The 25,646-nt window shown below is 35.3% G+C and carries 20 protein-coding genes and 1 pseudogene; 15 read left to right on the forward strand and 6 right to left on the reverse strand.

The window, feature by feature from the left end; all coding sequences use genetic code 11:
• The first annotated feature begins 540 nt into the window (after positions 1-540).
• The gene (locus ACEPXG_RS06000; protein ID WP_391208448.1) at positions 541-1,515 is read left to right on the forward strand and encodes an alpha/beta fold hydrolase; all 975 of its coding nucleotides are present in this window, start codon (positions 541-543) and stop codon (positions 1,513-1,515) included.
• 74 nt (positions 1,516-1,589) lie between these two features.
• On the opposite strand, the gene ACEPXG_RS06005 is transcribed toward ACEPXG_RS06000, so the two are convergent.
• Positions 1,590-2,780, reverse strand: coding sequence for a coenzyme F420-0:L-glutamate ligase (locus tag ACEPXG_RS06005; RefSeq protein WP_391208449.1), 1,191 nt, complete (start codon positions 2,778-2,780; stop codon positions 1,590-1,592).
• 120 nt (positions 2,781-2,900) lie between these two features.
• On the opposite strand from ACEPXG_RS06005, the gene ACEPXG_RS06010 reads away from it, so the two are divergent.
• The 6 genes and pseudogenes from ACEPXG_RS06010 (at position 2,901) to ACEPXG_RS06035 (ending at position 11,295) form a co-directional block, all read left to right on the forward strand.
• Positions 2,901-3,794: a LysR family transcriptional regulator gene (locus tag ACEPXG_RS06010; protein ID WP_391208450.1), complete on the forward strand. Its 894-nt coding sequence runs from the start codon at positions 2,901-2,903 to the stop codon at positions 3,792-3,794.
• Between the two features lie 287 nt (positions 3,795-4,081).
• Positions 4,082-4,837, forward strand: coding sequence for a gluconate 2-dehydrogenase subunit 3 family protein (locus ACEPXG_RS06015; RefSeq protein WP_391208452.1), 756 nt, complete (start codon positions 4,082-4,084; stop codon positions 4,835-4,837).
• Positions 4,838-4,852: 15 nt separating this feature from the next.
• Positions 4,853-6,565 carry a GMC family oxidoreductase gene (locus ACEPXG_RS06020; RefSeq protein ID WP_391208453.1) on the forward strand — a complete coding sequence of 571 codons (1,713 nt, stop codon included), beginning with the start codon at positions 4,853-4,855 and terminating at the stop codon, positions 6,563-6,565.
• 21 nt (positions 6,566-6,586) lie between these two features.
• A complete protein-coding gene (tatA, locus tag ACEPXG_RS06025; RefSeq protein WP_391208455.1) occupies positions 6,587-6,790 on the forward strand; it encodes a twin-arginine translocase TatA/TatE family subunit in 204 nt (67 codons plus the stop codon).
• 15 nt (positions 6,791-6,805) lie between these two features.
• Complete coding sequence (gene tatC / locus ACEPXG_RS06030; RefSeq protein WP_391208457.1) at positions 6,806-7,669, forward strand: twin-arginine translocase subunit TatC; 864 nt, start codon at positions 6,806-6,808, stop codon at positions 7,667-7,669.
• A gap of 596 nt (positions 7,670-8,265) precedes the next feature.
• A pseudogene (locus tag ACEPXG_RS06035) lies at positions 8,266-11,295 on the forward strand (efflux RND transporter permease subunit).
• A 126-nt stretch (positions 11,296-11,421) separates the two neighbouring features.
• Here ACEPXG_RS06035 and ACEPXG_RS06040 read toward each other — a convergent pair.
• The 3 genes from ACEPXG_RS06040 to ACEPXG_RS06050 are packed head-to-tail and all read right to left on the reverse strand — an operon-like array spanning position 11,422 to position 13,831.
• Positions 11,422-11,577 carry a FeoB-associated Cys-rich membrane protein gene (locus ACEPXG_RS06040; RefSeq protein ID WP_391208459.1) on the reverse strand — a complete coding sequence of 52 codons (156 nt, stop codon included), beginning with the start codon at positions 11,575-11,577 and terminating at the stop codon, positions 11,422-11,424.
• Positions 11,578-11,600: 23 nt separating this feature from the next.
• Positions 11,601-13,607: a ferrous iron transport protein B gene (gene feoB, locus ACEPXG_RS06045; RefSeq protein WP_391208461.1), complete on the reverse strand. Its 2,007-nt coding sequence runs from the start codon at positions 13,605-13,607 to the stop codon at positions 11,601-11,603.
• Positions 13,604-13,831 (reverse strand): FeoA family protein, encoded by a 228-nt coding sequence (locus ACEPXG_RS06050; protein ID WP_391208463.1) that lies wholly within the window; start codon positions 13,829-13,831, stop codon positions 13,604-13,606. Before ACEPXG_RS06050 ends, feoB begins: the two co-directional genes overlap by 4 nt.
• Positions 13,832-14,050: 219 nt before the next feature.
• Here ACEPXG_RS06050 and ACEPXG_RS06055 point away from each other — a divergent pair, with 219 nt between their 5' ends.
• From ACEPXG_RS06055 to ACEPXG_RS06085, 7 genes are all read left to right on the forward strand, one after another.
• On the forward strand, positions 14,051-14,725 hold the full coding sequence (locus tag ACEPXG_RS06055) for a response regulator transcription factor (protein WP_391208465.1): 675 nt from the start codon (positions 14,051-14,053) through the stop codon (positions 14,723-14,725).
• Positions 14,715-16,055 carry a sensor histidine kinase gene (locus tag ACEPXG_RS06060; RefSeq protein ID WP_391208467.1) on the forward strand — a complete coding sequence of 447 codons (1,341 nt, stop codon included), beginning with the start codon at positions 14,715-14,717 and terminating at the stop codon, positions 16,053-16,055. Before ACEPXG_RS06055 ends, ACEPXG_RS06060 begins: the two co-directional genes overlap by 11 nt.
• A 199-nt stretch (positions 16,056-16,254) precedes the next feature.
• Complete coding sequence (locus tag ACEPXG_RS06065; protein ID WP_391209800.1) at positions 16,255-17,007, forward strand: hypothetical protein; 753 nt, start codon at positions 16,255-16,257, stop codon at positions 17,005-17,007.
• A 308-nt stretch (positions 17,008-17,315) separates the two neighbouring features.
• Positions 17,316-18,245, forward strand: a complete 930-nt coding sequence (gene hprK, locus ACEPXG_RS06070) for an HPr(Ser) kinase/phosphatase (protein ID WP_391208469.1) — start codon at positions 17,316-17,318, stop codon at positions 18,243-18,245.
• A gap of 178 nt (positions 18,246-18,423) precedes the next feature.
• Positions 18,424-20,172 carry an ABC transporter ATP-binding protein gene (locus ACEPXG_RS06075; RefSeq protein ID WP_391208471.1) on the forward strand — a complete coding sequence of 583 codons (1,749 nt, stop codon included), beginning with the start codon at positions 18,424-18,426 and terminating at the stop codon, positions 20,170-20,172.
• Positions 20,173-20,192: 20 nt separating this feature from the next.
• Complete coding sequence (locus tag ACEPXG_RS06080) at positions 20,193-20,870, forward strand: response regulator transcription factor (RefSeq protein ID WP_391208473.1); 678 nt, start codon at positions 20,193-20,195, stop codon at positions 20,868-20,870.
• Positions 20,867-21,934 carry a sensor histidine kinase gene (locus tag ACEPXG_RS06085; protein ID WP_391208475.1) on the forward strand — a complete coding sequence of 356 codons (1,068 nt, stop codon included), beginning with the start codon at positions 20,867-20,869 and terminating at the stop codon, positions 21,932-21,934. The genes ACEPXG_RS06080 and ACEPXG_RS06085 overlap by 4 nt, the downstream gene beginning before the upstream one ends.
• Before the next feature lie 171 nt (positions 21,935-22,105).
• On the opposite strand, the gene ACEPXG_RS06090 is transcribed toward ACEPXG_RS06085, so the two are convergent.
• Positions 22,106-23,449: a TldD/PmbA family protein gene (locus tag ACEPXG_RS06090; protein ID WP_391208477.1), complete on the reverse strand. Its 1,344-nt coding sequence runs from the start codon at positions 23,447-23,449 to the stop codon at positions 22,106-22,108.
• A gap of 3 nt (positions 23,450-23,452) precedes the next feature.
• On the reverse strand, positions 23,453-24,841 hold the full coding sequence (locus ACEPXG_RS06095) for a TldD/PmbA family protein (RefSeq protein ID WP_391208479.1): 1,389 nt from the start codon (positions 24,839-24,841) through the stop codon (positions 23,453-23,455).
• A 424-nt stretch (positions 24,842-25,265) separates the two neighbouring features.
• On the opposite strand from ACEPXG_RS06095, the gene ACEPXG_RS06100 reads away from it, so the two are divergent.
• The gene (locus tag ACEPXG_RS06100; protein ID WP_391208481.1) at positions 25,266-25,412 is read left to right on the forward strand and encodes a hypothetical protein; all 147 of its coding nucleotides are present in this window, start codon (positions 25,266-25,268) and stop codon (positions 25,410-25,412) included.
• Positions 25,413-25,646 lie beyond the last annotated feature (234 nt).

The raw sequence follows: 25,646 nt of genomic DNA on the forward strand, positions 1-25,646 counted from the left end.
CACTCTGGAAATAGTAAAGACCAGGTGCACTTAAAGGGCGCTTGAGCTTTTCTTATACGTATTTTTACAAATTTAATAAGATGTGTTACCTAACCATTACCGCATCTGTTTTTTGTTTATTATTATGGATACAGTCGTAGAAATCAAGAAAAAAAACAAAAATAATAAGAAATTAAACTTCTTCTCCCCCAAATTCTTTTTTACCTCTAAAAATAGCTACAATTCATACTTAATTCATAATGAACTGTTAAAATTACTGTTTTGAGATTGCGAAGTATGTTTTAGGGTAATATAAGGAGTAATATAGATACATTGAATAAACTACTAAATGAAAAATTGAAAAAGTAAAAAAGGAGCTCAAAACACTTACCAGAAGTTAATTTTCTTAAGAGTACTTAAGGGTCCATGTATTAATATTAAAAGAACTAAAGGGAAATTCCAAATATTACATGCTCAAGTTGGATGCTGGTACAAAACACTGTTCCTTCGTTTGAAAAATTATTGCACAGGTATTTTTTACATAACAAAAGGGGAATTAGTATGTTCACACGTAAAACAGCAAGCATTCATAAAGAAAATAGCATTGCTGAACTGAAATCAATTATTGTCGGTGGAGTGCAACAGTGGATATCTGTAAGAGGAGAAGACAAAAAAATGCCCGTTTTGCTCTTTTTACATGGGGGGCCAGGCACAAGTCAGATGGCGCTTATTGGTGATTACCAGAAGGAATTAGAAAAACATTTCGTTGTTGTCAATTGGGATCAAAGAGGAGCAGGGTTGTCCTATACGAAACAAGTTACAAAAGAAACCATGACAATTGAACAATTCCTAAAAGATACGATCGAATTAACCAACTATTTAAGAAAAGAATTTCAACAAGATAAAATATATTTAGTAGGGCATTCGTGGGGGACCATTTTAGGATTACTCGCGATAAACGACCGTCCTGAATTATATCATCACTATTTTGGGGTTTCCCAAGTATTAAATATGAGGAAAATAGAAGAACTTTCTTATCGATTGATATTAGAAAAAGCTAAAAAATACAACCATCAAAAAGCGATTACCCAGCTAACAGAGATGGGAAAACCACCATGGACGAGCTTAAAACATAATAGACTCCACCAAAAATATTTAGAAATATTTAAAAGTGGAATTTCTCGTGATGGAGTACTTTTGAAAACATTTGTGAAAAAAATGTTCAAAAGCAGTGAATACACATTTTGGGATATGTTTCGTTTCATTAGAGGGCAATATTTTAGCAATAAAAACCTTATGGATGAAGTAAGAAGCTTAGATTTAAGTGAAATGATACGATTTGTAAGAGTGCCAATTACGCTGATGATGGGTAGACATGATTTAGCTACCCCCGCTGAACCAACAAAAATTTGGTTTGACAGACTTCAAGCGGGAAAGAAAGATTGGGTATGGTTTGAGCGATCCGCTCACTCGCCTTTGTTTGAGGAGAATCAAAAATTCATTGAACTAGTATTAGCCCAAACAGAAAGAAGCTAGTAGAAAATGAATGAAATTCTTATATAAATAAGCAATGCTCGAATAAACGAGCATTGCTTATTTATTATTTCATATTATTTCGTATAGTTATCAAAATAACCTTGAATAAAGATAATAGGAGTACCTTTATCTCCGCTTCCTGAAGTTAAATCAGATAGAGAGCCGATTAGATCTGTAAGCTTTCTAGGCGTTGTCCCTTGTGCTTCCATAGCTCCAACAAGATCTTCATTTTTATTCGTAATGTATTCTGCTACAGCTTGTTGAAGTTCTTCACCTCTTAAATGAGCAAAGTTATTATCAGCAAGATATTTTAATTTTATTTCATTCGGTGTGCCATCAAGACCGGCTGTGTAAGCAGGTGAAACGACAGGATCCGCAAGTTCCCAAATTTTCCCGACAGGATCTTTGAATGCTCCATCTCCGTAAATCATGACTTCTACATTTTTTCCTGTTTTTTCTTTTAGCATTTGCTGAATATTATCTACTATAGGCTGACAATTACGTGGGAAAAGTTTCACACTATCTTCAGTTGATTTGTTGGAACCTAACAGACCATATGCTTCATTACATCCACTGCCATCAATAGACTCGGATAAAATGTTATCAAGGCTGTAGATTTTCTCTCCACCATTTGCTTTTAATATTCTCTTCGTTCTGAATCTTGTATGTATATCACATGTAAGAACGTTTTTTGTATAATCTAAAATAGTTTTTGGATTATTGGAGAATATAACTTCACATTCCACGCCATATTCTTCAATCAATGATTTGTAATAATCGATATAGTCAACGCCAGTGAATGGATGTTTATTGTATCCAAAATGGTCACGGAATTGTTTTTCTGTTAACACATCTGTCCAAGGATTAACTCCTTTTTCATCAAGCATATCTAAATCCACTAAGTGATTTCCAACTTCATCAGATGGGTAGCTAAGCATTAAAATAACTTTTTTAGCGCCTTTTGCAATACCACGTAGACAAATTGCAAAGCGGTTACGACTTAAAATAGGGAAAATGACACCAATAGTATCTTCTCCAAATTTCGATTGTACGTCTTTCGCAATATGATCGATTGTAGCGTAATTTCCTTGCGCGCGAGCAACGATTGACTCAGTTACCGTAACGATATCTTTATCTTGAAAATGGAAACCTTCTACTTCTGCTGCTTTTAATACGCTATCTACTACGATTTCTTCAATTTTGTCTCCTTGATTGATAATAGGACAACGAAGACCTCTTACAACTGTTCCAACTACTCTTTCCAAAATAATCGCTCCTTACAAGCTTTAAAGTTTATTTATATTTCGTAACTACTTGTACTATACATTGTTTTAGTGGTATAAGTAAAATGAATATATGTAATGGTAGGTATAAGGGGGGCTTATATGATTAGCAAATTAGACTTATATAAAGTATTTTGTAAAGTAGGTAAAAGTGAAAGTTTTTCTAAAGCGGCAAAAGAGCTTTATATGACACAACCTGCTGTAAGCCAAGCAATCATGCAACTAGAAAGAGAACTGGATATTCGCCTTTTTAATAGAACGCCTAAAGGGGTATCTTTGACAAATGAAGGGACACTTCTATTTGAGTATGCTAATTCAGCACTCAATTTAATCCACGTTGGAGAAGAAAAGATTTTGGAATTTAAGAATTTAACGACAGGCGAATTAAATATCGGGGTAGGTGATACCATCTCAAGATACTTTTTACTTCCGTATTTAGAAGCTTTTCATAATAAATATCCAAATATAAAATTTAAGATTGTAAATGGTACAACATTAGAGCTCTGTTCTATATTAAAATCAGGCAGGGTCGATATTGCAATTTGCAATTTCCCAATTGATGACTCCACACTAGAACTCATTCCATGTAACGAAGTTCATGATATTTTTGTTTGTGGGGAAAAATATAAGGAATTATTATCAACACCAACAAACCTAGAAGAATTAGTAAATCATCCTTTAATATTATTAGAACCAAAATCAGTTTCGAGAAATTATGTAGAGAATTATTTATTATCTAAAGGTATACAAGTTTCCCCAGAGTTTGAACTAGGCTCTCATGACTTATTGCTAGAGTTTGCAAAAATAAACTTGGGAGTAGCATGTGTGACAAAAGAATTTTCCCTAGAATATTTAAATAAAGGATTATTGTTTGAAATACAACTAGAAGAAGAAATACCGAAAAGAAATATAGGTGTTTGTTTCTTAAAAAGTGTTTCTCTATCTCCAGCTTCCACAAAGTTTGTAGAAATAATTGAAAATAAACAGCTGAAATAAAAGGAAATAATGCAATCCTTTCCAAGAATAAGAAATTTAATCACTCATTATGAAAAAGCTTGAACTGGAGACCTTTCGAAAGGTCTCTAGTTCAAGCTTTTTCTTTATCTGTTAATCGATTCATCTTACATTGAACTACTACACCACTAGAATGAATCTTACCTATCTAATACTTGTTTAGCTATTTAAAGAAATTGTTACTCTAGACATTCAGTTTTTTGAATAAAAAAAATAATAAAAGAACATGCTTGGTTTAGATGGGATTACCTACTAAAGGAGGAATGAATATGGCAGATAATAAAAATGGATTATCAAGGCGCGACTTTCTGAAGACGACAGGTATTGCCACGGGGGCCCTTGTTGGTGGGGGGATAATCGGTGGCCTTGTTGGATACAACGTTAACAAACCAGGAGGGAAAGTTGAACATACCGAGACCCATGGTGGAAACGCTTCTACTCAAGATATTAACCGTGGATTAATGTTTTTTACAAATCAAAACGAATTCCATGTGCTATCACAAGCAGTAGAACGAATTTTCCCAGAAGATGATTTAGGGCCAGGTGCAATTGGTTTGGGGGTTCCTTATTTCATTGACAACCAGTTAGCTGGGAATTATGGAAGCAATGCAAAAGAGTATATGCAAGGTCCTTTTTTTGCAGGCGAGTCTACACAGGGCTATCAAAGTAGATTAACGCGCGCAGAGATATTCAGACATGGAATAGCGAAAATGGATGAAGAAGCACAAAAACGATTTAAAAAAGGGTTTGCAGAATTGGAAGGAAAGCAAATGGATGAGATATTAACTGCTTTCCAGAAAAATGAAATAGATATGAAAGGTGTTGCATCGGAGTTTTTCTTTAAATTACTTCGTACAGCAACGCTTGAAGGAGCATACGCAGATCCAATATATAACGGTAATGTCAATATGGACGGATGGCGTATGAAAGGGTTTCCGGGCCATCAAATGGCGTATATTAATGTAATTGAAGATGAGAAGTACCAAAAAATTGAACCACAATCGATTAGTAGCATGCAGCACTAAGGAGGGGAAACATGAATGGCAAAGACATTAAATAAAGTGGACGTTCTTACAGTCGGGGTAGGATGGGCTGGAGGTATCATCGGCGCTGAATGTGCAAAGGCTGGCATGCAAGTGCTTGGTCTCGAAAGAGGAAAGAAAAGAGGAACGGAAGATTTTCTGTTGGTACACGATGAGTATCGTTATGCAATTCGATATGATTTGATGCAAGATTTATCTAAAGAGACAATTACATTTAGAAACACCAGAAAAGCACGCGCACTCCCGATGAGACAAATGGGATCCTTTCTTTTAGGAGAAGGGTTAGGCGGATCGGGTACGCATTGGAATGGAATGACCTATCGTTTCCTTCCTTATGATTTTCAAATAAAAACGCAAACAGAAAAGAAATACGGAAAGAATAAGTTACCTCCAGAGTATCTAATACAGGATTGGGGAATAACGTATGACGAGTTGGAACCCTATTTTGATAAGTTCGAAAAGACAGTTGGATTATCAGGAGAAGATAAAAATCCATTTGCAGGAAAACGGACGTCTGCTTATCCTACACCTCCAATGAAAAGAACGCCTATCTTAAAAAAATTTGAGTCTGCAACGTCAAAACTTGGTTACCATCCTTTTATGGTACCTTCCGCAAACTTATCGGAAGCTTACGTAAATCCTGATGGTGAATCGATCGCTCAATGCCAATATTGTGGTTTTTGTGAACGGTTTGGTTGTGAGTATGGTGCTAAATCATCTCCTGAAGTTACTGTTATACCGACAGCTATGAAAACAGGTAAATATGATGTTCAATTTCATGCAAATGTAATCGAAATAATGAAGTCAGGAAACAAAGTAACAGGTGTAAAATACGTCGACACACAAACGGGTGAGGAATTTATACAGCCAGCTGATGTTGTTGTATTAACTAGTTATGTGCTGAATAATGCTAAACTATTGATGGTTTCAAAAATCGGAGAGCAATATAATCCGGATACAGGAAAAGGAACGCTCGGAAAGAATTATGGTTACCAAATTGAACCAGGTTCATTTGGATTTTTCGATGAAAATATGAATGTATTCATGGGAGCTGGTGCACTTGGTATGACAATCGATGATTTTAACGGCGACAATTTTGATCATTCGGACCTAGATTTCATTCATGGTGCAAGTGTTTCCATATCTCAATCAGGAGATCGTCCAATTTTATCGAACTCTACACCACCAGACGTCCCAGCGTGGGGTGCTGAGTTCAAGAAATCATCCATTGAAAACTATGCTAAAAATTTATATGTTTATGGACAAGGTGCATCCATGCCACATAAAGAAAATTATATGTCGCTTGACCCTAGCTACAAAGATGTTTACGGAGTGCCGCTTTTACAGTTAACTTACAATTTTACTGATCAGGATCGGAAATTGCATGATTACATTGGTCAGAGAACGGCAGAAATTATGAAGGATATGGGTGCGAAAACAGTTGTACCTGGAAGTCCGCTCACCAATTACGACATTGTACCTTATCAATCGACGCATAATACCGGTGGAACTATAATGGGGGCAAGTCCAGATAATAGTGTTGTGAATAATTATTTACAACATTGGGATGCCGAAAATCTTTTTGTAGTTGGTGCTGGGAACTTTGCACATAATGGTGGTTATAACCCAACTGCAACTGTTGGAGCACTGGCATATCGTGCGGCGGAAGGTATTGTCAAGTACAGAAAAAGTGGAGGTTCGCTTGTTTAATTATAAGAGGAGGCATTTTAGATGAGTTTAGCAAGTATCGGTATACCTGGTTTAATAATTATTTTGGTTATTATCTTGATTTTGTTTGGGCCAAGGAAACTGCCCGAAATTGGCTCAGCTGTGGGAAAAACTCTTGCTGAATTTAAAAAATCAACTCGGGAGATCATGGAAGAAGAAACAGTCACTAAAAGCATAGAGAATATAGAGAAGAAAGAGATTGAATAGATTGTAGGTGATGAAATGGATCCGTACGGAGATCATAATCGCAAAATCTTAAGCCCGCTAGATAAAGTTATAGATGAACAGCAAGAACAGACAGAAACTGTCCATCAAGATGTGATTAAAGAGAGCGAATTTCAAGCAAAAAGTGTTTTGGAACCAGAGATATCAGTGGATGGTTTTAAAAATGTCACGTCCCTAGTTGATCATCTTTCGGATTTAAGAAAACAACTTATTAAAGGAACGGCAGTGTTTCTAGTATTTTTCCTAGCCGTATTTGCTTCCATTAATTTATGGTTCCCTTATGTCACAAGAGGTCATCAGTTAATAATCCTTGGACCACTGGAAGTTGTTAAGTTTTATATGTCGATTTCAGTGGCATTAGCATTTGGACTGTCATTGCCGTTTCTTTGTCATTTTTTATGGCAATTTGTAAAGCCTGGTTTAAACGAACGAGAAAGTCGTTTTCTCAGTCTTTTTTCTCCGATTATGCTTATGTTATTTATTGGTGGGGTTTCATTTGGATATTTTATTGTTAACCCACTTAGTTATCACTTTCTCGTCTCACTTGGAGCTATGAATTTTACAGTTATGGTTTCCGCCCAAGAATATGTTCGATTTTTACTTATGACAACAATGCCAATTGGAATAATATTTGAATTGCCAATAGTAGCCCTATTTTTAGCGACAATTGGATTGTTAACTGCAGAGTCGATGAAAAAAGTGAGGAAATGGTCGTATCTTGCAATTGCGATTATTTCGGCACTTATTACACCTCCGGATTTTGTAAGTCAGCTAATAGTGCTCATTCCAATGGTTTTGCTTTACGAAGCAAGTATCCATATTGTTGTATATGCAGAAAAAAGAAGTGTAATTACAGATTAAAAAATCTAAATCCAAAACAAAAAGTACCCTATACAGTGGATGATTTAAAAGTCTACTTTATTAGGGTACTTTTCTAAATAATTGAGAAAAATTAGGACGGATAGTGTATTTAATTCAAGTGTTTACCTTTGTGTAAGCTACAATTCCAAAGATAATAGGGTATCCGCTTTTTAGCCCAAAGAACTCGGGGAATTGGTGGACCAGGTGCACTTAAATAGTAGTCTCGCTTTTTATAATAAATTGGTATATTTTTTTATATAATGTTTATTTGAAAAGTATATACAAAAATTTTGTCTAATATATAATGAAAATTAATCAAGAAAAGGAAATCGAGTAATTTTAATCCTACAAACACACTACAATACATAGAACAAATACCTATCATTTTAGTATTTCCATACAAGCTTCATTTCTTGTTACTATACATGTCTAGTTAACAAATGATCATTAGAAAAGATTAGACATTGTAAACATGAATAAATCTTTGAAATATTTGTTCCTAGTTTTTGAACAAATTCATTCTGAAGGGCTAGTTCTAAAAGTAGATTAAAAGTTTATAGAATTGATTGATGATATTAATAGAGGGGGAAATTCATTTGATTTTTTTAACTAAATTTAGTTTGAAAAATGCAGTCGCTGTTTTTATTATTTCATTTTTACTCATTTTAGGTGGACTTTTTTCATTTTCAAAGCTTAAGGTTGATTTACTTCCGAATATTGAATTTCCACAATTAACCGTACAAATTTTTTATCCAGGTGCTTCACCACAAGATATTAATGAGCAAGTGACGGAAAAACTGGAACAAAATTTAAAAGGTATTGAGGGGCTAAAAAAAATACAAAGCTCATCCTATGAAAATTTTTCAACAATTAGTCTTGAACTGCCTTTTAATGTTCAACTTGATAGTACAGAAGAAAGTGTTAATACTATTATTAAAGATACAAACTTGCCTGAAAATGTCCAAACAAATGTAAGCCGAATATCATTCGGATCATTTCCTATCTTTAATATTTCACTCTTTTCTGAAGGTAAAACTGATTTACAAAAACTTCTGAATAACGAAATTATTCCTGAGTTAAATAAAATTCAAGGGATCAATAATGTCTCAGTCGGTGGCTTAAGGGAAGAAATACTTCAAATTACAGTAGATAGGGAAAAAGCTGAAAAGATAGGGTTATCATTAGAACAAATTAGAGAACAGATTAAAGAGAAACAGCTCTCATTTCCAGCTGGAAATATAAATAAAAATAACATTATCATTCCAGTCCGAGTCCAAGAAAAAATTGAGGTAATGAACGAGTTACAAAATATCGTTTTGAAATCTAAAATACTTCCTGACATTGACGGTGTAAAATTATTAGACATTGCTAAGGTCGAAGAAATAACGGAGAAACCTGAAATTACACGATTCAACTTACAGGATTCATTTTCAATGGCTGTTACGAAACAGCAAGATGCAAATACCGTCGAAGTAGCTAGTAAAGTACTTGATGTTCTTAATCAATATGATGAAAAATTGGATTATAAAATTGGTTTTGATTCAGCAGAGGGAATTGAAAAGTCTGTCAACACGTTAATAAAAGAAGGATTACTCGGTGCTCTTTTTGCTTCAATTGCCGTCCTTCTCTTTTTACGGAATTTTAGAGCGACTATTATTGCGATCATCTCCATTCCACTTTCATTACTTGTTTCATCCATCTTTTTATATCAACTTGATATTTCACTTAACATTATGACTCTAGGTGGAATGGCTGTAGCTGTTGGGCGTGTTGTTGATGATAGTATCGTTGTCATTGAAAATATTTTCAGACGTGTAAGAAGAGATAAAGCAAGTATGACGAACGAATTAATCCAAAATTCCACAAAAGAGATTTTAAAGGCCATTACATCTTCAACGATTACATCTGTCGTCGTATTTTTACCTTTAGGTTTTGTCGGCGGAATAACAGGAGAATTTTTCTTGCCTTTTGCATTAACAATTATCTTCTCATTATTTGCTTCACTTTTGGTTTCGATTACAATTGTTCCTATTTTAGCAAAGTTCTCATTCAGCAAGGCACCAAAGGAAGAAAAAGATAGTGCTCTGCAACCCATTTATGAAAAGATTATTAAATGGTCTTTAAACAGAAAAGGAATTATTATTGGTTTATCATTCTTTACATTAATAGGGTCAAGTGCACTTGTACCAAGCCTCGGCTTCACATTTATACCGAATGAAGAACAGAAATTACTCGTTGCAACAATTGAGCTGCCAGCCTCAACTTCACTTGAACGAACCAATAAAATTTCGCTTAAAGTAGAGGAAATGTTAGATAAGAAAAAAGAAGTAAATTAAGTGACAGCTGGAATTGGTAGCCGAGATTTTGAAAGTGGTATCAAAAAACAAAATCAAGCAAACTACTTCATCAGTTTAAAAGAAGATGTAAAAGTTACAACAGTTATAAAAGAGCTGGAGAAAGATATAGAAGAAATTGTTTTAAAAGAAGAACCAGAAGCAAAAATAGGAATTCAAGAACAGTCGACAGGGGGGCCACCTTCCAATAATAATGTCAATATTAATTTGTATTCGACAGACTTACAAGCTTTAGAAAAGGCTGCTAAAAATGTAGAAGCTTATATGAATGAACAAAAAGATTTAAAATACATTTCTAATAATTTTTCTGAGAAACAAAAACAAATTGTCGTTAACATTAATGCAGAGAAAGCTTCACAGTTAGGCATCTCGGGTTATCAATTATTAGGAACCGTAAGTGACTCAACCAAATCAGTACCAGTTGGAAATTTAATATTGGATGGAAAAGATCAGAAATTATTACTTTCCTATGACAAGCAAATAGCTTCAATTGATGAACTAAAAAAAATAATGATCTTCTCTTCACAAGGACCAATACCTATTACTGAAGTTGCAGACATTACTGAAATCGAAGAGTTTACTTCTATACAAAAGTTAGAAGGTAAAGTTTTTGCTCAAATTTCAGCGACTATAAACTCGAATGACATTCGTTCTGTTTCCAAAAGAGTTATTGACGGAGTGAAAACAGATGTTAATATTCCTAAAGAAGTCACATTCGAAGGTGGCGGTGGAAGTGATGAAACAGTTGAGACATTTACTCAACTTGGGCTAGCGATGATCATTGCAATTGGCTTAGTATACTTAACAATGCTAATCACATTTGGAAAAGCAAGAATTCCGTTTATTATTCTTTCATCACTTATTTTTGTTCCAATTGGTTCACTACTCGGACTATTTTTTGCAAAAGAACCAATGTCTGTTAGTGTAATGATCGGATTATTAATGCTAATCGGTATTGTAACAACAAATGCAATCGTACTCGTAGATCGAATAGAACAAAACCGTGAACAAAAAAATATGCCGATACGCCAAGCACTTATTGAAGCTGGAAAGACAAGATTACGCCCAATCTTAATGACGGCTTTTGCTACAATTGCTGCATTAATTCCATTAGCATTTACGACTTCTTCAGGTACGCTCATTTCTAAGGGACTTGCAATAACAGTAATTGGGGGGCTAACTTCTTCCACACTGTTAACTTTAATATTAGTACCTGTTATCTATGAAATTTTCTTCTTTAAACAAGTTAAAAGGGAAGCTATCAATAAATAATTTTTTATAAATCCAATCTACAAATCTATAAGTTAAAAAATAAAGAGGCAACCAAAAAGTATTCAACCTTTTGGACTGCCTCTTTAACATTTTAATAATATAGGAATAATTGGAAGAGAGATCGTTTTATTCTTTTAAAGAATTAGTTGAACAGGAAGAGGCACAATTCTCGCTTAATGCGCATCCAGCACATTTACCCATTTTACTTCTTTTAACAAAACGATAAAGGGTAAAGACAGCATATCCGAAAATGAGTACACCAAGAATGATGCTTACTAACATCTCGTATTCCTTCTTTCTGATAATTAGAATCCTAGAAGCTTACCACCTTGATAGATGATAATGGAAATAATATAAGCAATAATTAAAGCGTAAATAATGGAAAACCAAGTCCATTTCGCTGAGCCTGTTTCTTTTTTAATTGCTGCAACAGTCGCTAGGCACGGAACATACAGTAATATGAAGGCTAAAAAGCTATAAGCTGAAAGTGGAGTAAAGAAATCAGCCATAACGCCTTGTAGCGTATGCATGTCAGGAGCAACATAAATAATGTTCATGGTTGAAACGACAACTTCTTTTGCAAGAAAACCAGTTAATAATGCGGCTCCAGCTTGCCAGTTACCGAATCCAATCGGTTTTAATATTGGTGCAATAGCTCCACCAATTAAAGCAAGAAAACTTTCATCCATTGGAACATTCAAGCCGTGTGGTCCAGCATACGTTAATAGCCAAATCACAACAGACCCACCAAAAATAAATGTACCAGCTTTGCGAATAAAACCTTTTCCTTTTTCCCATGTGCTTTGTAATAAATTCTTAAGTTGTGGAATTCGATAAGGTGGTAATTCAATAACAAAAAATGAACTCGCTTGTTTTAAAATAGTAGATGAGAAAATTTTTGCTAATGTTAAAGCTAGAATAATACCTAACAAATAAAGTGATAACACAATTAATGCTTGGTTATGTTTAAAAAAGGCTCCGACAAACAAACTGTATACAGTTAATCTAGCAGAACAAGACATAAGTGGTGTTAAAATTATAGTGAGTAGTCTTTCTTTAGGCTGTTCAATGGTTCTTGCAGCCATAATACCGGGTACATTGCATCCAAACCCTATAATCATTGGAATAAATGCTTTTCCGTTTAGTCCAATGCTCTCCATTATTTTATCCATAACCATGGCTACTCGCGCCATATAGCCTGAATCCTCGATAAAGGAAATGAGAAAGAAAAGCATAAAGATTTGTGGTACAAAAACAATAACTCCTCCAACACCTGCTACAATTCCTTGTAGAATTAATGCACGAATGAATTCAGTTGCACCTGCAGCGTTAAGCAAACTATTAAGCGTGTCTGTCAGTGGTCCTGTGATAATATAATCTAATCCATCTGAAAGTGGTGTTCCCGCCCAATCAAAAGTTAGTTTAAAGATGAGATACGTAAATAACAAAAAGATAGGAAGCCCTAGCACTTTATTTGTCACAATATTATCTATTCGATCGGTCAGTGTATATTCACTTTTTTTCGTCTGCAGCATGCAGCAAATTAACAAAGATTGAATATAGTTGCCGCGGATAACACGAATATGGTGAGCAATTGAGATTGCTTTTGTTTCAAACTGAATATCTTCTTCCGTCTTTTTAAACAATTCATTCAAAGTAGAATCAGATATATACTTTTTAAGTAAATCTCGAACCAAGCTGTTTCCTTCTAGAAATTGTATGGCTAACCATCTGCTTGGTGGTAATTCTTGACTCTCTGGAATCAAGCTAATGACTTGCTCAATAGCTTCTTCCATAGTTTTTCCGTAATCAATATGAAGAGGTGATTGTTGAGAGATAGGTGAAGAGAGCATGGAAGCCAGTTCATCACAACCTGCACCTGAACGGGCAATAATTGGGGCAACGTGACAACAAAGACGCTCAGATAAGAGTTGGACGTCGATTTCCATCCCCCTTGCTTTCGCAACATCTATCATATTTAACCCAATAGTAAGCGGTTTTCCGTATTCTAAAAGTTGTAAGGTTAAATATAAATTGCGCTCTAATTGGGAAGCATCCACAATGTTTAATATCATTGAAACATCATCATAAAGAAGGTAGTTGGTAGCAACTCCTTCGTCTCTAGATAATGGATTAAGTGAGTATACGCCTGGTAAGTCAACTAAGTTTCCAACATTATTTTTTAAGACACCGACTTTTTTTTCAACTGTAACCCCTGTCCAGTTTCCAACATACTCATAAGAACCTGTAAGTTTGTTGAACAAAGAAGTTTTGCCTGTGTTTGGGTTACCAGCCAATGCAACAGTGATCATACGCATTCCACCTGAATCATTTTAGCTTCACGGCGGCGAATTCCTATTAATTGTCCTTTTGCTTCAATTGCAATTGGACCGCCTAACGGTAATATTCGTTTAATCATAACGACAGTCCCTTGCATAATTCCTAAATCTAATAAACGACGCTGAACAAGTTCATTCATATGATCAGTATTCGTAATTCGTACTCTTTCACCTGTGTGTATATCTGTTAAAAGCATTCCATTCACCTCTATAGGGATGACAATATAAATCATTTTACTTATCAAGTATATGAGAATGATAATCATTTGTAAATACTAAAGAATTAAATCACTAAAGAAAGACTGTATGTTTAATATCAACTGTCATTTCTTCAGAAATTTGTGTATATTATCACTATAATAGATACGCGACTTTGTGAATCATTTTGGAAAATTATTTAAGGCAGGTGGAGTATTATGAAAATCCTATTAGCAGAAGACGATCATCGTTTGGGCAAGTTGTTAGAACATATGCTAAAAAGAAAAGAAGGATACACGGTGGAATGGTATACAAATGGAAGAGAAGCGTATGAATATGCCACCGAATCGCATTATGATGTATTAATTTTAGATTGGATGTTACCAGAATTGGATGGAATAACAGTTTGCCAAAGATTGAGGCAAAATGGTTATATAGGGGCAATCTTAATTTTAACGGCGAAAGATGATGTGATGGATCGAGTAAAGGGTCTCGATTCTGGTGCAGACGATTATTTAACGAAACCATTTGAATTTGAAGAACTTTTTGCAAGAATTCGGGTTCTTTCAAGAAGAAACTATGCCCCCATACAAGATGATGTGGTAATTTTCGGTAATTTAACTCTTGACCGTACCAAGCATACTTTACACCGAAATGGAATCGAAATATCATTAACTCCAAAAGAGTTCCAATTACTAGATTTATTAATTAGGAATAAAGGGAAGGTTCTAACTCGGGAAGTAATTCTCGATCGAGTATGGGGTTATAACGCAGATGTTACAAGCAATTCGGTAGACGCCTATATCAGGCTGCTTCGAAAAAAAGTAGACGAAAAAGGCGAAAAAACAATTATTTGCAATATTCGAGGAGTAGGATATTCCGTTGAAACATAATGTTAATGTATTTTCTACAACTAGAAAAAATTTAGCCCAATATAATAGTAGGATGCTAATTGTATTCTTATTATTTTTTAATATTGTGATTAGTGTTTTTCTTTTTATCAATATGTACAATGAACAAAAAGTAACGATGTACGATATTGCCAAACAAGAGATAAAAGAATTGCAAACAGATGGAGAAGAATTATCAAATAATCAAAATCATAATACCGGAACAGAATCTACTAATAATAAAACACAAGGGGTATTCTTAACTTATTTTCTAAAATCAAATAATGAACTTGTGATTATAGATGAATTTTCACCAAAAATGAGAACAATCCTGTTAAAAATAGTAGAGAATTGGAAGCCAATTGAAATGGAAGTTAAATATCAAGAGGTGGAAATTTCCAAAGAAGACTCTGTCTATTTACTCATCGTTTCGCAAAATGTTTATGATAATGGTAAGCTAAAAGGAACTATTTATATAGGAAAAGATATTACTTTTTTAAGAAATATGTTTATTCATTTTTTATTTATCCTGCTTGGAATTTCACTCATCTTTTTTGTCATAGCCCTTATTGTTGGACAAGTCATGACAAAACGAGCGATGGAACCGATTATAAAAACGTATCATCTACAATCAGAGTTCATAGCAGATGCCTCCCATGAGTTAAGGACTCCATTAAGTGTTTTAAAGTCTGGTTTAGATGTCATTGAATATGAAGAAGGAAATAAGTTTTCCACTTTTTCTAAAAGTATTTTATCTGATTTAAAAGAAGAGATAAGAAGTACTACACAACTAGTTAGTAACTTATTATTTTTAATCCGTTCAGATTCAGGGGAACAATCGTCGTTTGTTGAGCGTTTTGATTTGCAAGAATTAATGCAACAAATTTTAAGGTCATTCCATCATTTGTCAGAAACGAAGAAGATAAAGTTAGATTTACAAACACTAACCCCACTCGTTCTGTTGACAGATAGGGAAAGATTAAAGCAATTGCTGTATATCTTAATGGATAATGCAATGAAATACACACCGAGTGATGGAAAGATAAGCATCTCCTATGAACTTAAGTCTGATCAACAAATCGAGAAGCTCTATATAGTTGTTAGAGACAATGGTATTGGTATTCCTTTAGAACAGCAAGAGCGGATATTTGACCGCTTTTACCGGGTGGATAAAAGTCGTTCACGTCAAAATGGCAGTTCAGGACTGGGATTACCAATTGGTAAATCTATTGTAGAATCATTAAATGGAACTATTAAGGTTTCGAGCGAATTAAATAAAGGAAGCGAGTTTGCAATAACTATTCCACTTTCAAAAGCAATAGACAACGATTAAGAAAATATGTTCCACGAATTTTATTAACCATAAATTTTCATGTATTTTTCATTCTTGTATTTTATAGTTTTCTTTAGGGAATAACATTAGAAAAGAGGAGGATTAATAAATGGGGCAATATAGAGACGATCGAAATGATAATAGTAAAAATTCAGCTGTTTCTGGGGACTTACTAAAATCAAAATCACAAGGTAGACAAATGTTAAATAAAGTTCCGGTAATCATCACAATTTACTTCTGGATTATTAAAATCATGGCAACCACAGTGGGGGAGACGGCGGCAGACTTTATAAACGAAAAGTTTAACTTAGGCCTTACTATCACTACCCTTATAATGAGCGTACTTTTGATCATAACTTTGGTCTTTCAGTTCAAAGCTACTAAGTACGTGCCAAGTTTATACTGGTTGACGGTTGTATTAATAAGTGTGGTTGGTACGCTAGGTTCAGATAATTTAGTTGATAATTTAGGAATACCTCTTGTGACAACTACAATCATTTTTGCGATAGCAGTGTTGATCAGCTTTGCGATTTGGTATGCAAGTGAGAAAACGTTGTCCATACATTCTATCCACACTACTAAGCGAGAAGTATTTTACTGGGTTGCTATCCTGTTCACCTTTGCTTTAGGTACTTCTGCCGGTGATCTTATAGCAGAGGGGCTTAACATTGGTTACTTGAATTCAGCTATTATGTTCGCTGTTTTGATAGGTTTAGTAGTTATTGCCTACTATCGTTTTAAAATGAATGCAGTGTTGGCTTTCTGGATCGCATACATTTTAACTCGTCCATTTGGCGCTTCTCTTGGAGACTACTTATCGCAATCTCACCATGCCGGTGGTCTTGGACTGGGTACGATGGGTACTAGTCTAATCTTCCTCATAACAATTTTGGGATTGGTTATCTTCTTAACAAAGACAAAAATAGATAATCCGGTTCAAATAGAAGAGTAATTTATAAAGTTGAAAGAAAGTGTAATCTTAGTCTTGTATTCATAGAAATTAAGTGCGGAGCGTCTGAGGTTTTTTATACGGACGCTTTTAAATAGGTAGGAGAGGAGTTTATCTTAAAAATTATCCAGACAATATTTTACTTCTCTTAGCTTGGTCTTTTCACTTCGAAACAGTTATCGCTTAATCGTTCACTGACTAATTGGTGAATGTTTTAGTAAAATTAACCGAATGTACTTGCACAGAACCCATTATTGCGGTAGCATTACAACTAATTTATGGTGAATTCGAGAAGGCGAGTGTTAATAAATATGAAAATAGTTACAGTAGAAGATATTGTCCGTCGGTTTTCTTTTGAGGTGTTAACAGGACAAGAACAATTGGCGAGAGAATTAAAGAAAACCAAAGTACGTCGACCAGGACTAGAGTTTATGGATAAATTCGATTTCATTGCGACAGAATATGTGCAGATTTTGGGGAAAAATGAAATTAATTATTTACATACACTTACAGAGGATGAATGTAAACTTCGCATCGGAAATATTGTGCAATACGATCCTCCGTGCATTGTGATCACATCAAATCAAGAAGAGCCGCTCGGACTAATAGGCTACTGTGTAGAAAAGAAAATTCCAGTATTGCGTACTTACGATACGATGAGTGAAGTATGTGAGAAGTTGGATGCATTTGTAGTAAAGGCGATGGCACCAGAAAGTGCAATTCACGGTGTTTGTGTTAATGTCTCTGGGATTGGTATTCTTTTGCGTGGCAAGTCTGGAGTTGGAAAAAGTGAAACAGCTCATACGTTAATTGGTCGGGGGCATCGACTGGTGGCAGATGATATCGTCGTTTTAAAGAAATTAAGTCCCCAAACTCTACTTGGATCACATAACGATAAAAATAAAGAATTTCTCGCCCTGCGTAGTATTGGCCTCTTAAATGTCGTTCGACTTTACGGAAGAGCAGCATTTCAAGAAGAAACACGAATTGCGCTCGATATTGAACTGACAAAATGGGAGCATAATGCTTTAAATAATGAACTCGAGTTAGAATCGAAGTTCACCGAATATATGGGCGTTCAAATTCCTCATATTCAAATTCAACTACAACCAGGTCGTGATGTTGCTGGTTTAATAGAAGCAGCAGCGAATAACTGGTATTTAAAGCAGCAAGGGTATAGTGCTGCGGAGGATTTTGTTAAGCGACTCGAACAAGATTTTGATGATTCTAAATCTAACTAAGGTCCATAAAAGTACCAAATTAGAAAAAAGCGTAAAAATAAATAGTAAAATAGAAAAAGAAGACATGTGCAGAAAATGCACATGTCTTTTTGAGTTTCATTTCATATTCAGTTCATAAAGGAATGTTATAGTAATTATTGTAAGTTTGGAGAGAACGTCTCAAGGAGGAACTTGAACTATGAAAGAAACAATAAACGAAAATAAAAAAGGGAACTGGAGACAGTTTTTTCAACTAATAAAAGATACTGAACCACCAAAGCTTTTATTAATCATTGCGCTTTGTATGAGTTTTGCAACAACAGGAGTAGGGTTTGTTGTTCCGTTATTTACCAAACAATTAGTGGATGGTTTTTCAATCGAATCACTTGATTATTGGCAAATTATTTTGCTAGTGATTGCATTTATTGCTCAAGCAATAGCGAGTGGACTTTCAATTTATTTATTAAACCGTGTTGGTCATCATGTAGTAGCAAGTTTAAGAGATCGATTATGGAGAAAACTACTTCATCTACCAATACCCTATTATGATAATAATGATACAGGGGAGACACTAAGTCGAGTAACGAATGATACCGCAGTTGTGAAGGAACTAATTACTGAACATCTTGCCAACTGTTTAACAGGTATTATTGCAATTATCGGTTCCGTTACCATTCTATTATTTTTGGATTGGAAAATGACTTTAGTAATGTTGATTGCTGTTCCGATAGCAATGGTTATTTTGATGCTCCTTGGTAAACGGATGTTTGTTATTTCTAAAGGAATGCAAGATGAAACAGCAAAATTTACTGCAGTACTGAATCAGGTATTACCAGAAACACGTTTAGTGAAAGCGTCTAATGCCGAAGACTTGGAATATACACGTGGAAAAAAAGGCATTACCAATCTGTTCAATTTTGGTTTAAAAGAAGCGAAAATACATGCACTCATTACTCCTTTAATTTCTTTTGTTCTCATGATCGTACTTGTTACGATAATTGGGTACGGGGGTGTTCGTGTCTCTTCTGGAGAACTTACAGCTGGTGACATGGTAGCATTTATTTTATATTTAATACAAATTATCATTCCAATGACTCAATTAACAATGTTCTTTACTCAGTTGCAAAAAGCAATGGGGGCAACGGAGCGAATTAGTTCAGTACTTGAACATGAGGAAGAAGAAGTTCATGCGGGTATGGAATTAAAGTCTGTAACTGAACCCATTCATCTGCAACATATAGACTTTGCATATGGAAAAGAACGCATTTTATCGGACATTAATTTTACCATTGAACCAGGAAAAGTAACGGCCATTGTTGGACCAAGTGGAGGAGGGAAAACAACTACATTTTCACTGTTGGAACGTTTTTATCAACCTACAAAAGGAACGATTATGCTTGGAAATAAGCCAATTGATACGTTTTCTTTACATTCTTGGAGAAGTCATATCGGATATGTTGCTCAGGAAAGTGCTCTCATATCTGGAACAATACGTGATAACATTTGTTATGGGATCGAAAGAAAAGTGGAAGATGAGGAACTTGAAAGGGTTGCTGATATGGCATATGCCGAACAATTTATTCAAGCACTTCCACATAAGTTTGATACAGAAGTAGGAGAACGAGGAGTCAAACTTTCTGGTGGCCAACGACAACGAATTGCAATCGCGCGAGCATTATTACGTAATCCTCAAATATTAATGCTTGATGAAGCGACATCTAGTCTCGATAGTAATTCGGAAATCTATGTACAAAAAGCATTGGATAATTTGATGAAAGGAAGAACGACACTTGTAATAGCGCACCGTCTTTCTACGGTAGTGGATGCAGACAATATTTTATTTGTGGAAAATGGACATATTACTGGGAGTGGAACGCATAATACGTTATTTCAATCACATGAGATGTATAGAGAGTTTGCAAATCAGCAATTGCGTATTCAAGAATAAGTTAGAAAGGATTTGTTGTCATGACAAAGCTATTAATAGTAGATGATGAGGAACATATTAGAGAGTTAGTAAAAGTATTTTTGCAAAATGAAGGCTTAGACATACTGGAAGCGGTGGACGGTGTAGATGCACTGTCCAAGCTTGATTCAGAAAAAATAGATATGGTCATTATGGATATTATGATGCCAAATATGGACGGATGGGAATTATGCAGGGAAATCCGAAAGTTTTACAATGACTTGCCTATTCTTATGTTGACTGCAAAAGGAGAAACTGCTCAAAAGGTAAAAGGTTTTAATCTTGGAACAGATGACTATCTTGTTAAACCATTCGAACCTGCTGAATTAATTGTTCGCGTTAAATCCATTCTAAAAAGGTATCGTATTTCTTTATCTCAAACGGTGGAAGTTGGTAATATCCGGATGAATCGTAATAACTATGAGTTAGAGTATATGGGAGAAAATACTACACTACGATTAAAGGAGTTTGACTTGTTATTTAAATTAGCGAGTTATCCAGGAAAGACATTCTCACGTGAACAATTAATAGAAGAAATTTGGGGATTTGATTATGAAGGCGATGAACGAACAGTAGATGTTCATATTAAAAGGTTACGTGAACGATTCCCCAAAGAAAATAGCGGATTTTCCATAAGAACTATACGGGGTCTTGGATATCGTTTGGAGTTGGGTTCATGAAGAAATGGAAGTTCATCGGAAAGATTTTAGCTGTGATTGCACTTTTTCTTATAGCTACTACCGTTTTTGCGTTCCTGTCTTTTCATCTAACCTCTTATCTTTATGATTGGATAGGGAAGTATCCTCAAGGATATTTGCAACAACTTATTACAGTAATAGGTGTAATAATTTTCTTTTGGTGTACGGCAGTCATTATTTTTTTATTTGGTTCCAAGAAACAGCGAGTTTATTGGGATACGATTGTAGCTGCTTTACGACAAATGGCAACTGGAGATTTTAATGTAAAATTAGACCTTAAAGCAAATGGAGAAGATCAATTTGGACAGTTGATTAGCGGGATAAACAATATGGCGGTTGAATTAGGAGAAATGGAGAAAATGCGTCAAGAGTTTATTTCCAATGTTTCGCATGAGATTCAGTCTCCTCTTACATCCATTAATGGGTTTGCAAAAGCTTTGAAAAACATTGACTTAACGGATGAAAAACGACTTCATTATTTAACAATCATTGAGACGGAGAGTAATCGTCTCTCTAAAATCAGTGATAATTTACTGAAGTTAACGTCTTTAGAATCACAACATCACCCGTTTGAACCAAAAAAATATAGATTAGACAAACAGTTGCGAAGCGTTGTCCTTGCTTGTGAACCAAGATGGTTAGAGAAAAATATTGAAATGGACATTCAGTTTGAACCCATTTCAATAGTAGCAGACGAAGATCTGATGAATCAGGTGTGGATGAACATACTTAGTAATAGTATTAAGTTCACACCCAATGCAGGTACGATTAGCATTCGTTTGTGGAAACAAGAGGATGCGGTGATTACTTCCATTACGGATAACGGAATAGGGATGACAGAAGAGGACCAATTGCATATTTTTGAACGATTCTTTAAATCCGACCAATCGAGAACAATATCAAATGGGGGGAGTGGCTTAGGACTTTCTATTGTGAAGAAGATTGTAGAAATGCATCACGGCACCATCTCTGTTCAAAGTAAGTTTGGGGAGAAAACAACTTTTCTTACAAAGTTGCCTTTACAAGGTGAAATATTCCAAAGTTAACTTATCCAGCAGATTTAACTATTTATGAGGAATATCAATAAATGAATTTTATCCAGCGATGTGTTTGGACATTTCTATAGATTCCTAAAAAAAAGTTTTGAAAAATGAAAAATGAAAAATGTCACTCCACAAAAATGACACCCTCGAAAGTGGAGAGTGTCAGTTGTTTTATTAATCAACCGTAACGGAAAGTTCTTTTACACGTAATGATGGAGAACCGTAACCTCCTGGCTGAAAGTGTAGATCTGATCCAACTTCTTCGATATCTTTCATAAAGTTGAAAAAGTTTCCAGCTATTGTCATCTGCTTAACAGACGAGGAAATATCGCCATTTTTAATATGGAAGCCGGTTGCAGCAATGGAGAAATCACCAGAGATCGTATTTGTACCCGAATGAAGACCAGACAACCCTGTAATGAGAACTCCATCTGAAACAGAGGAAATTAAGTCTTCCTTGGTTCTTTCACCTTGCGCGATGTACAAATTTAGCGGTGCGATAGTAAGGGTGCTTTTATAGGATGCTTTATGTGCATGACCAGTTGTTTCGACGCCTTCTATTTTCGCCGTTTTCCTGTTATGAAGGAGAGTTTCGAGTATGCCATTTGAAACGATGGCACGTTTTTTTGTTGCTACGCCTTCTCCGTCGAAATTTGAACCGTCAACCGCATCCGGATGAAATGGATCATCTAACAGAGTGAAGAATTCCGATGCAACTTTCACTCCAACTTTCCCTTTCAAAAGTGACTGATCCTTTTGTGTATTTTCAGCTGAGAATATCGGTGTAAATGTTGCAAGTAAAGATGCTGCTGCGTTATGACGCATGATTATTGGGTATTTTCCTGAAGGAATTGATTTTTCACCGAGATTTGACAATGCTTCTTCTGCTGCTTCTCTCGCAATTTCATCGGCATCAAGAGAGCAGAAGTCACGCGTCATTTTAATGAAGCTACCTGTCTTCATTTCCTCTCTATCTTTCACTACAGTGGATACGTAGATAATTAAACCATTCTTTTTTTCTTTCAATGAAAGGCCTTTATTGTTCGCCATTACTCTATCACCTGAAAAATCTTGCAGAATGCAGTAATTAAGAGTGACAATTCGTGGATCGTATTCAAGTACTTTCTTTTCAATCGACTTAATGAGCTCAATTTTTTCCGGAATTGGAACATTTGCGAGCTCTTCACTATAAAACTCATACCCTCTATAATCTTTACTACCTTCAAAAATATCCGTTCCATCATCTTCATCAAGTACATGCGCATTCGCTTTTGCTTTATCAATTAGAAAAGATATGGAATCTTCATCGATTTTTTCCGTATAGGCATAGCCCATTTTCCCTTTATAAAGACCACGTAGACCAAGACCTCCATCCTCAGAGGTTTCGTAGCTATCAATTTCCCCTTCAAAGATCATACATTGGAATGACTCAGAACGTTCATAATATACTTCTACTTCCTTGAAATCAGCATCCATAGCCTTGTTTAGCAAATCTCTTTGGTATTCAGTGATATTCATCCTTTATTCCCCCTTTGTTCCACCAACTGTAATTTCACTGATGCGAATCATTGGCTGACCGACATTGACCGGAAGACTGCCACTTATCGATCCACACATCCCTGCACCATGTGCAAGATTATTACCGACGCGGTCAACAAGTTGGAGCGTTTTCGCGCCATTACCAATAAGTGTTGCTCCTCGAACTGGACGCTCAATTTTTCCGTTTTTCACGACATATGCTTCCATTACAGAAAAGTTGTAATCGCCTGTTGCCGGATTTACTTGACCTCCACCCATATATTTTGCATAAATACCGTTTTCCGTGTCTGCAATAATTTCTTCCGGTGTCGATGTACCAGGAGCGATATACGTATTTGTCATACGAGAAGTAGGATTGAAACGATACGATTGTCGACGCGAAGATCCAGTTGCTTCTGCATTCATTCGACGAGCATTAAATTTATCTATAAGATATCCTTTTAAAATCCCATTCTCAATTAATACATTTTTCCGTGACTTTTCTCCTTCATCGTCAATAGACAGGGAACCCCATTCGTTCGGGATTGTACCATCATCGATGTAAGTTACGATATCAGGTGCAACTTTCTCACCAATTCTATTCGCGAAAACAGAATTATTTTTTGCGACAGATGTTGCTTCAAGTCCGTGACCGCAAGCTTCATGGAAAATCACTCCACCAAATTCGTTGTCGATAATTACAGGAAACTTACCACTTGGACATTCATCAGCTTCGAGCATCGTCACTGCAATACGTGATGCTTCTCCTGCGTAATGGTGAAGATCCAAGTTCTCAATAAATTCAAATCCTGCATGTGCACCAGGACCATAGAAGCCAGTCTGCATTTCAACACCATCGGAAGCGGTTGCTTGAATGGATAGTCTGCTATGGACACGTGTGTCTTCAACAAATTTACCTTCAGAATTTGCGATAAGGATATTCTGTTCTTCGTCGATATATCGTAAGCCAACTTGCCGGATACGTTCATCATAACTCCTAGCAATTTCATTTGCCTTTCTCATAATGGCCACCTTTCTTGCATGTTCCACAGATTGTGGCATTTGAGCAATATCGTGAATAGGGATGAACCTCTCTTTACGGAGTGGATGAATGATGCCTTGCGAATTACCTTTAATAGCATGTGCTGCGCGTTTTGCCGCTAACAATAAGCCTTCTTCTGTGAAATCTGTTGTATATGTGTAAATGCTTTGAAGGCCAGAAAAAATACGTATACCTATACCAAAATCACGGCCAGAAATACTTTTTTCTAATTTCCCGCTTTGTAATTCCATTGTGTTCACATATTTATCTTCAATGAACACTTCCGAAAAATCACCACCTGTCGAGAGAGCGGCTTCTAGCACGTTTTCAATAATAGATTGTTTGATCATATTTTATTCCCCCTTATCCTAATATTATAGCTTAATATTTGCGTGAATTCACAAAATAAACTGATAATTTAGGGTTTTGCGTGAAATAATCACTATATATTTATATGAAACACTAGTGAGAAATTATTAATAAGAGAATTTATTTTTATTATGATAATGAAAGAAGCAATTTCATCATTCAAATTTAGAGCATAAAACACGAACAATATTAAAGTGAAATGTGAGAATATGTTTAATATACTCTTCATAAATCAGCATGATTTCCGCTTTTGGCGGACACTTTCCACGGGGTGTGCGATGAGCCATCACCGCCGCATGTCGCTCCAATCAATAAAATAATCATTGTTCGTGTTTTAATAATTAAATGCTATTTATGAAATTAACTCGACTAATAAAAAAATTATTCAAAATGGAGAAATTACAGATGACAGACCAATTTGGAATGACAACTGAGCAAAAGAACAAACAACATTTTAAGGAGATGGCAGAAAGGTCAGCAGAGAGACTGAAGGCAATTATGGATAGATATGAGAAACTAAGCAATGGGTTTGCAAAATCAATGGCTCAGTAGGATCTTATGTTAAGGACTTGACTAATACTGCAAATGGCTTGTTAAGTGGGGGGCTTAATGAAAAAAATTGAGGTAGAAAAAGCTATTGAGTTTTCTGGGCAATGAATGACAGCTATTGACTCACTTGAAAAGAAATTGCTAACTCAAAGAACAACAGCAGGAATGTTAATGCATCAGGGGAAAGTGAATGCTTAGAAAAGTATTAAAAAAAGCCTAACTGATTTAATCAGTAGG

It is taken from the genome of Psychrobacillus sp. L4 (genome assembly GCF_042944905.1).
In the GTDB taxonomy this organism is placed as follows: domain Bacteria; phylum Bacillota; class Bacilli; order Bacillales_A; family Planococcaceae; genus Psychrobacillus.

Coding starts and splice junctions, on each gene's coding strand:
- ACEPXG_RS06000 (WP_391208448.1), top strand. CDS start 541: ATGTTCACACGTAAAACAGCAAGCATTCATAAAGAAAATAGCATTGCT.
- ACEPXG_RS06080 (WP_391208473.1), top strand. CDS start 20,193: ATGACAAAGCTATTAATAGTAGATGATGAGGAACATATTAGAGAGTTA.
- ACEPXG_RS06100 (WP_391208481.1), top strand. CDS start 25,266: ATGACAGACCAATTTGGAATGACAACTGAGCAAAAGAACAAACAACAT.
- ACEPXG_RS06055 (WP_391208465.1), top strand. CDS start 14,051: ATGAAAATCCTATTAGCAGAAGACGATCATCGTTTGGGCAAGTTGTTA.
- ACEPXG_RS06085 (WP_391208475.1), top strand. CDS start 20,867: ATGAAGAAATGGAAGTTCATCGGAAAGATTTTAGCTGTGATTGCACTT.
- ACEPXG_RS06065 (WP_391209800.1), top strand. CDS start 16,255: ATGTTAAATAAAGTTCCGGTAATCATCACAATTTACTTCTGGATTATT.
- ACEPXG_RS06020 (WP_391208453.1), top strand. CDS start 4,853: ATGGCAAAGACATTAAATAAAGTGGACGTTCTTACAGTCGGGGTAGGA.
- ACEPXG_RS06040 (WP_391208459.1), bottom strand. CDS start 11,577: ATGTTAGTAAGCATCATTCTTGGTGTACTCATTTTCGGATATGCTGTC.
- hprK (WP_391208469.1), top strand. CDS start 17,316: ATGAAAATAGTTACAGTAGAAGATATTGTCCGTCGGTTTTCTTTTGAG.
- ACEPXG_RS06090 (WP_391208477.1), bottom strand. CDS start 23,449: ATGAATATCACTGAATACCAAAGAGATTTGCTAAACAAGGCTATGGAT.
- ACEPXG_RS06015 (WP_391208452.1), top strand. CDS start 4,082: ATGGCAGATAATAAAAATGGATTATCAAGGCGCGACTTTCTGAAGACG.
- ACEPXG_RS06010 (WP_391208450.1), top strand. CDS start 2,901: ATGATTAGCAAATTAGACTTATATAAAGTATTTTGTAAAGTAGGTAAA.
- ACEPXG_RS06050 (WP_391208463.1), bottom strand. CDS start 13,831: ATGCTTTTAACAGATATACACACAGGTGAAAGAGTACGAATTACGAAT.
- ACEPXG_RS06075 (WP_391208471.1), top strand. CDS start 18,424: ATGAAAGAAACAATAAACGAAAATAAAAAAGGGAACTGGAGACAGTTT.
- tatA (WP_391208455.1), top strand. CDS start 6,587: ATGAGTTTAGCAAGTATCGGTATACCTGGTTTAATAATTATTTTGGTT.
- feoB (WP_391208461.1), bottom strand. CDS start 13,607: ATGATCACTGTTGCATTGGCTGGTAACCCAAACACAGGCAAAACTTCT.
- ACEPXG_RS06095 (WP_391208479.1), bottom strand. CDS start 24,841: ATGATCAAACAATCTATTATTGAAAACGTGCTAGAAGCCGCTCTCTCG.
- tatC (WP_391208457.1), top strand. CDS start 6,806: ATGGATCCGTACGGAGATCATAATCGCAAAATCTTAAGCCCGCTAGAT.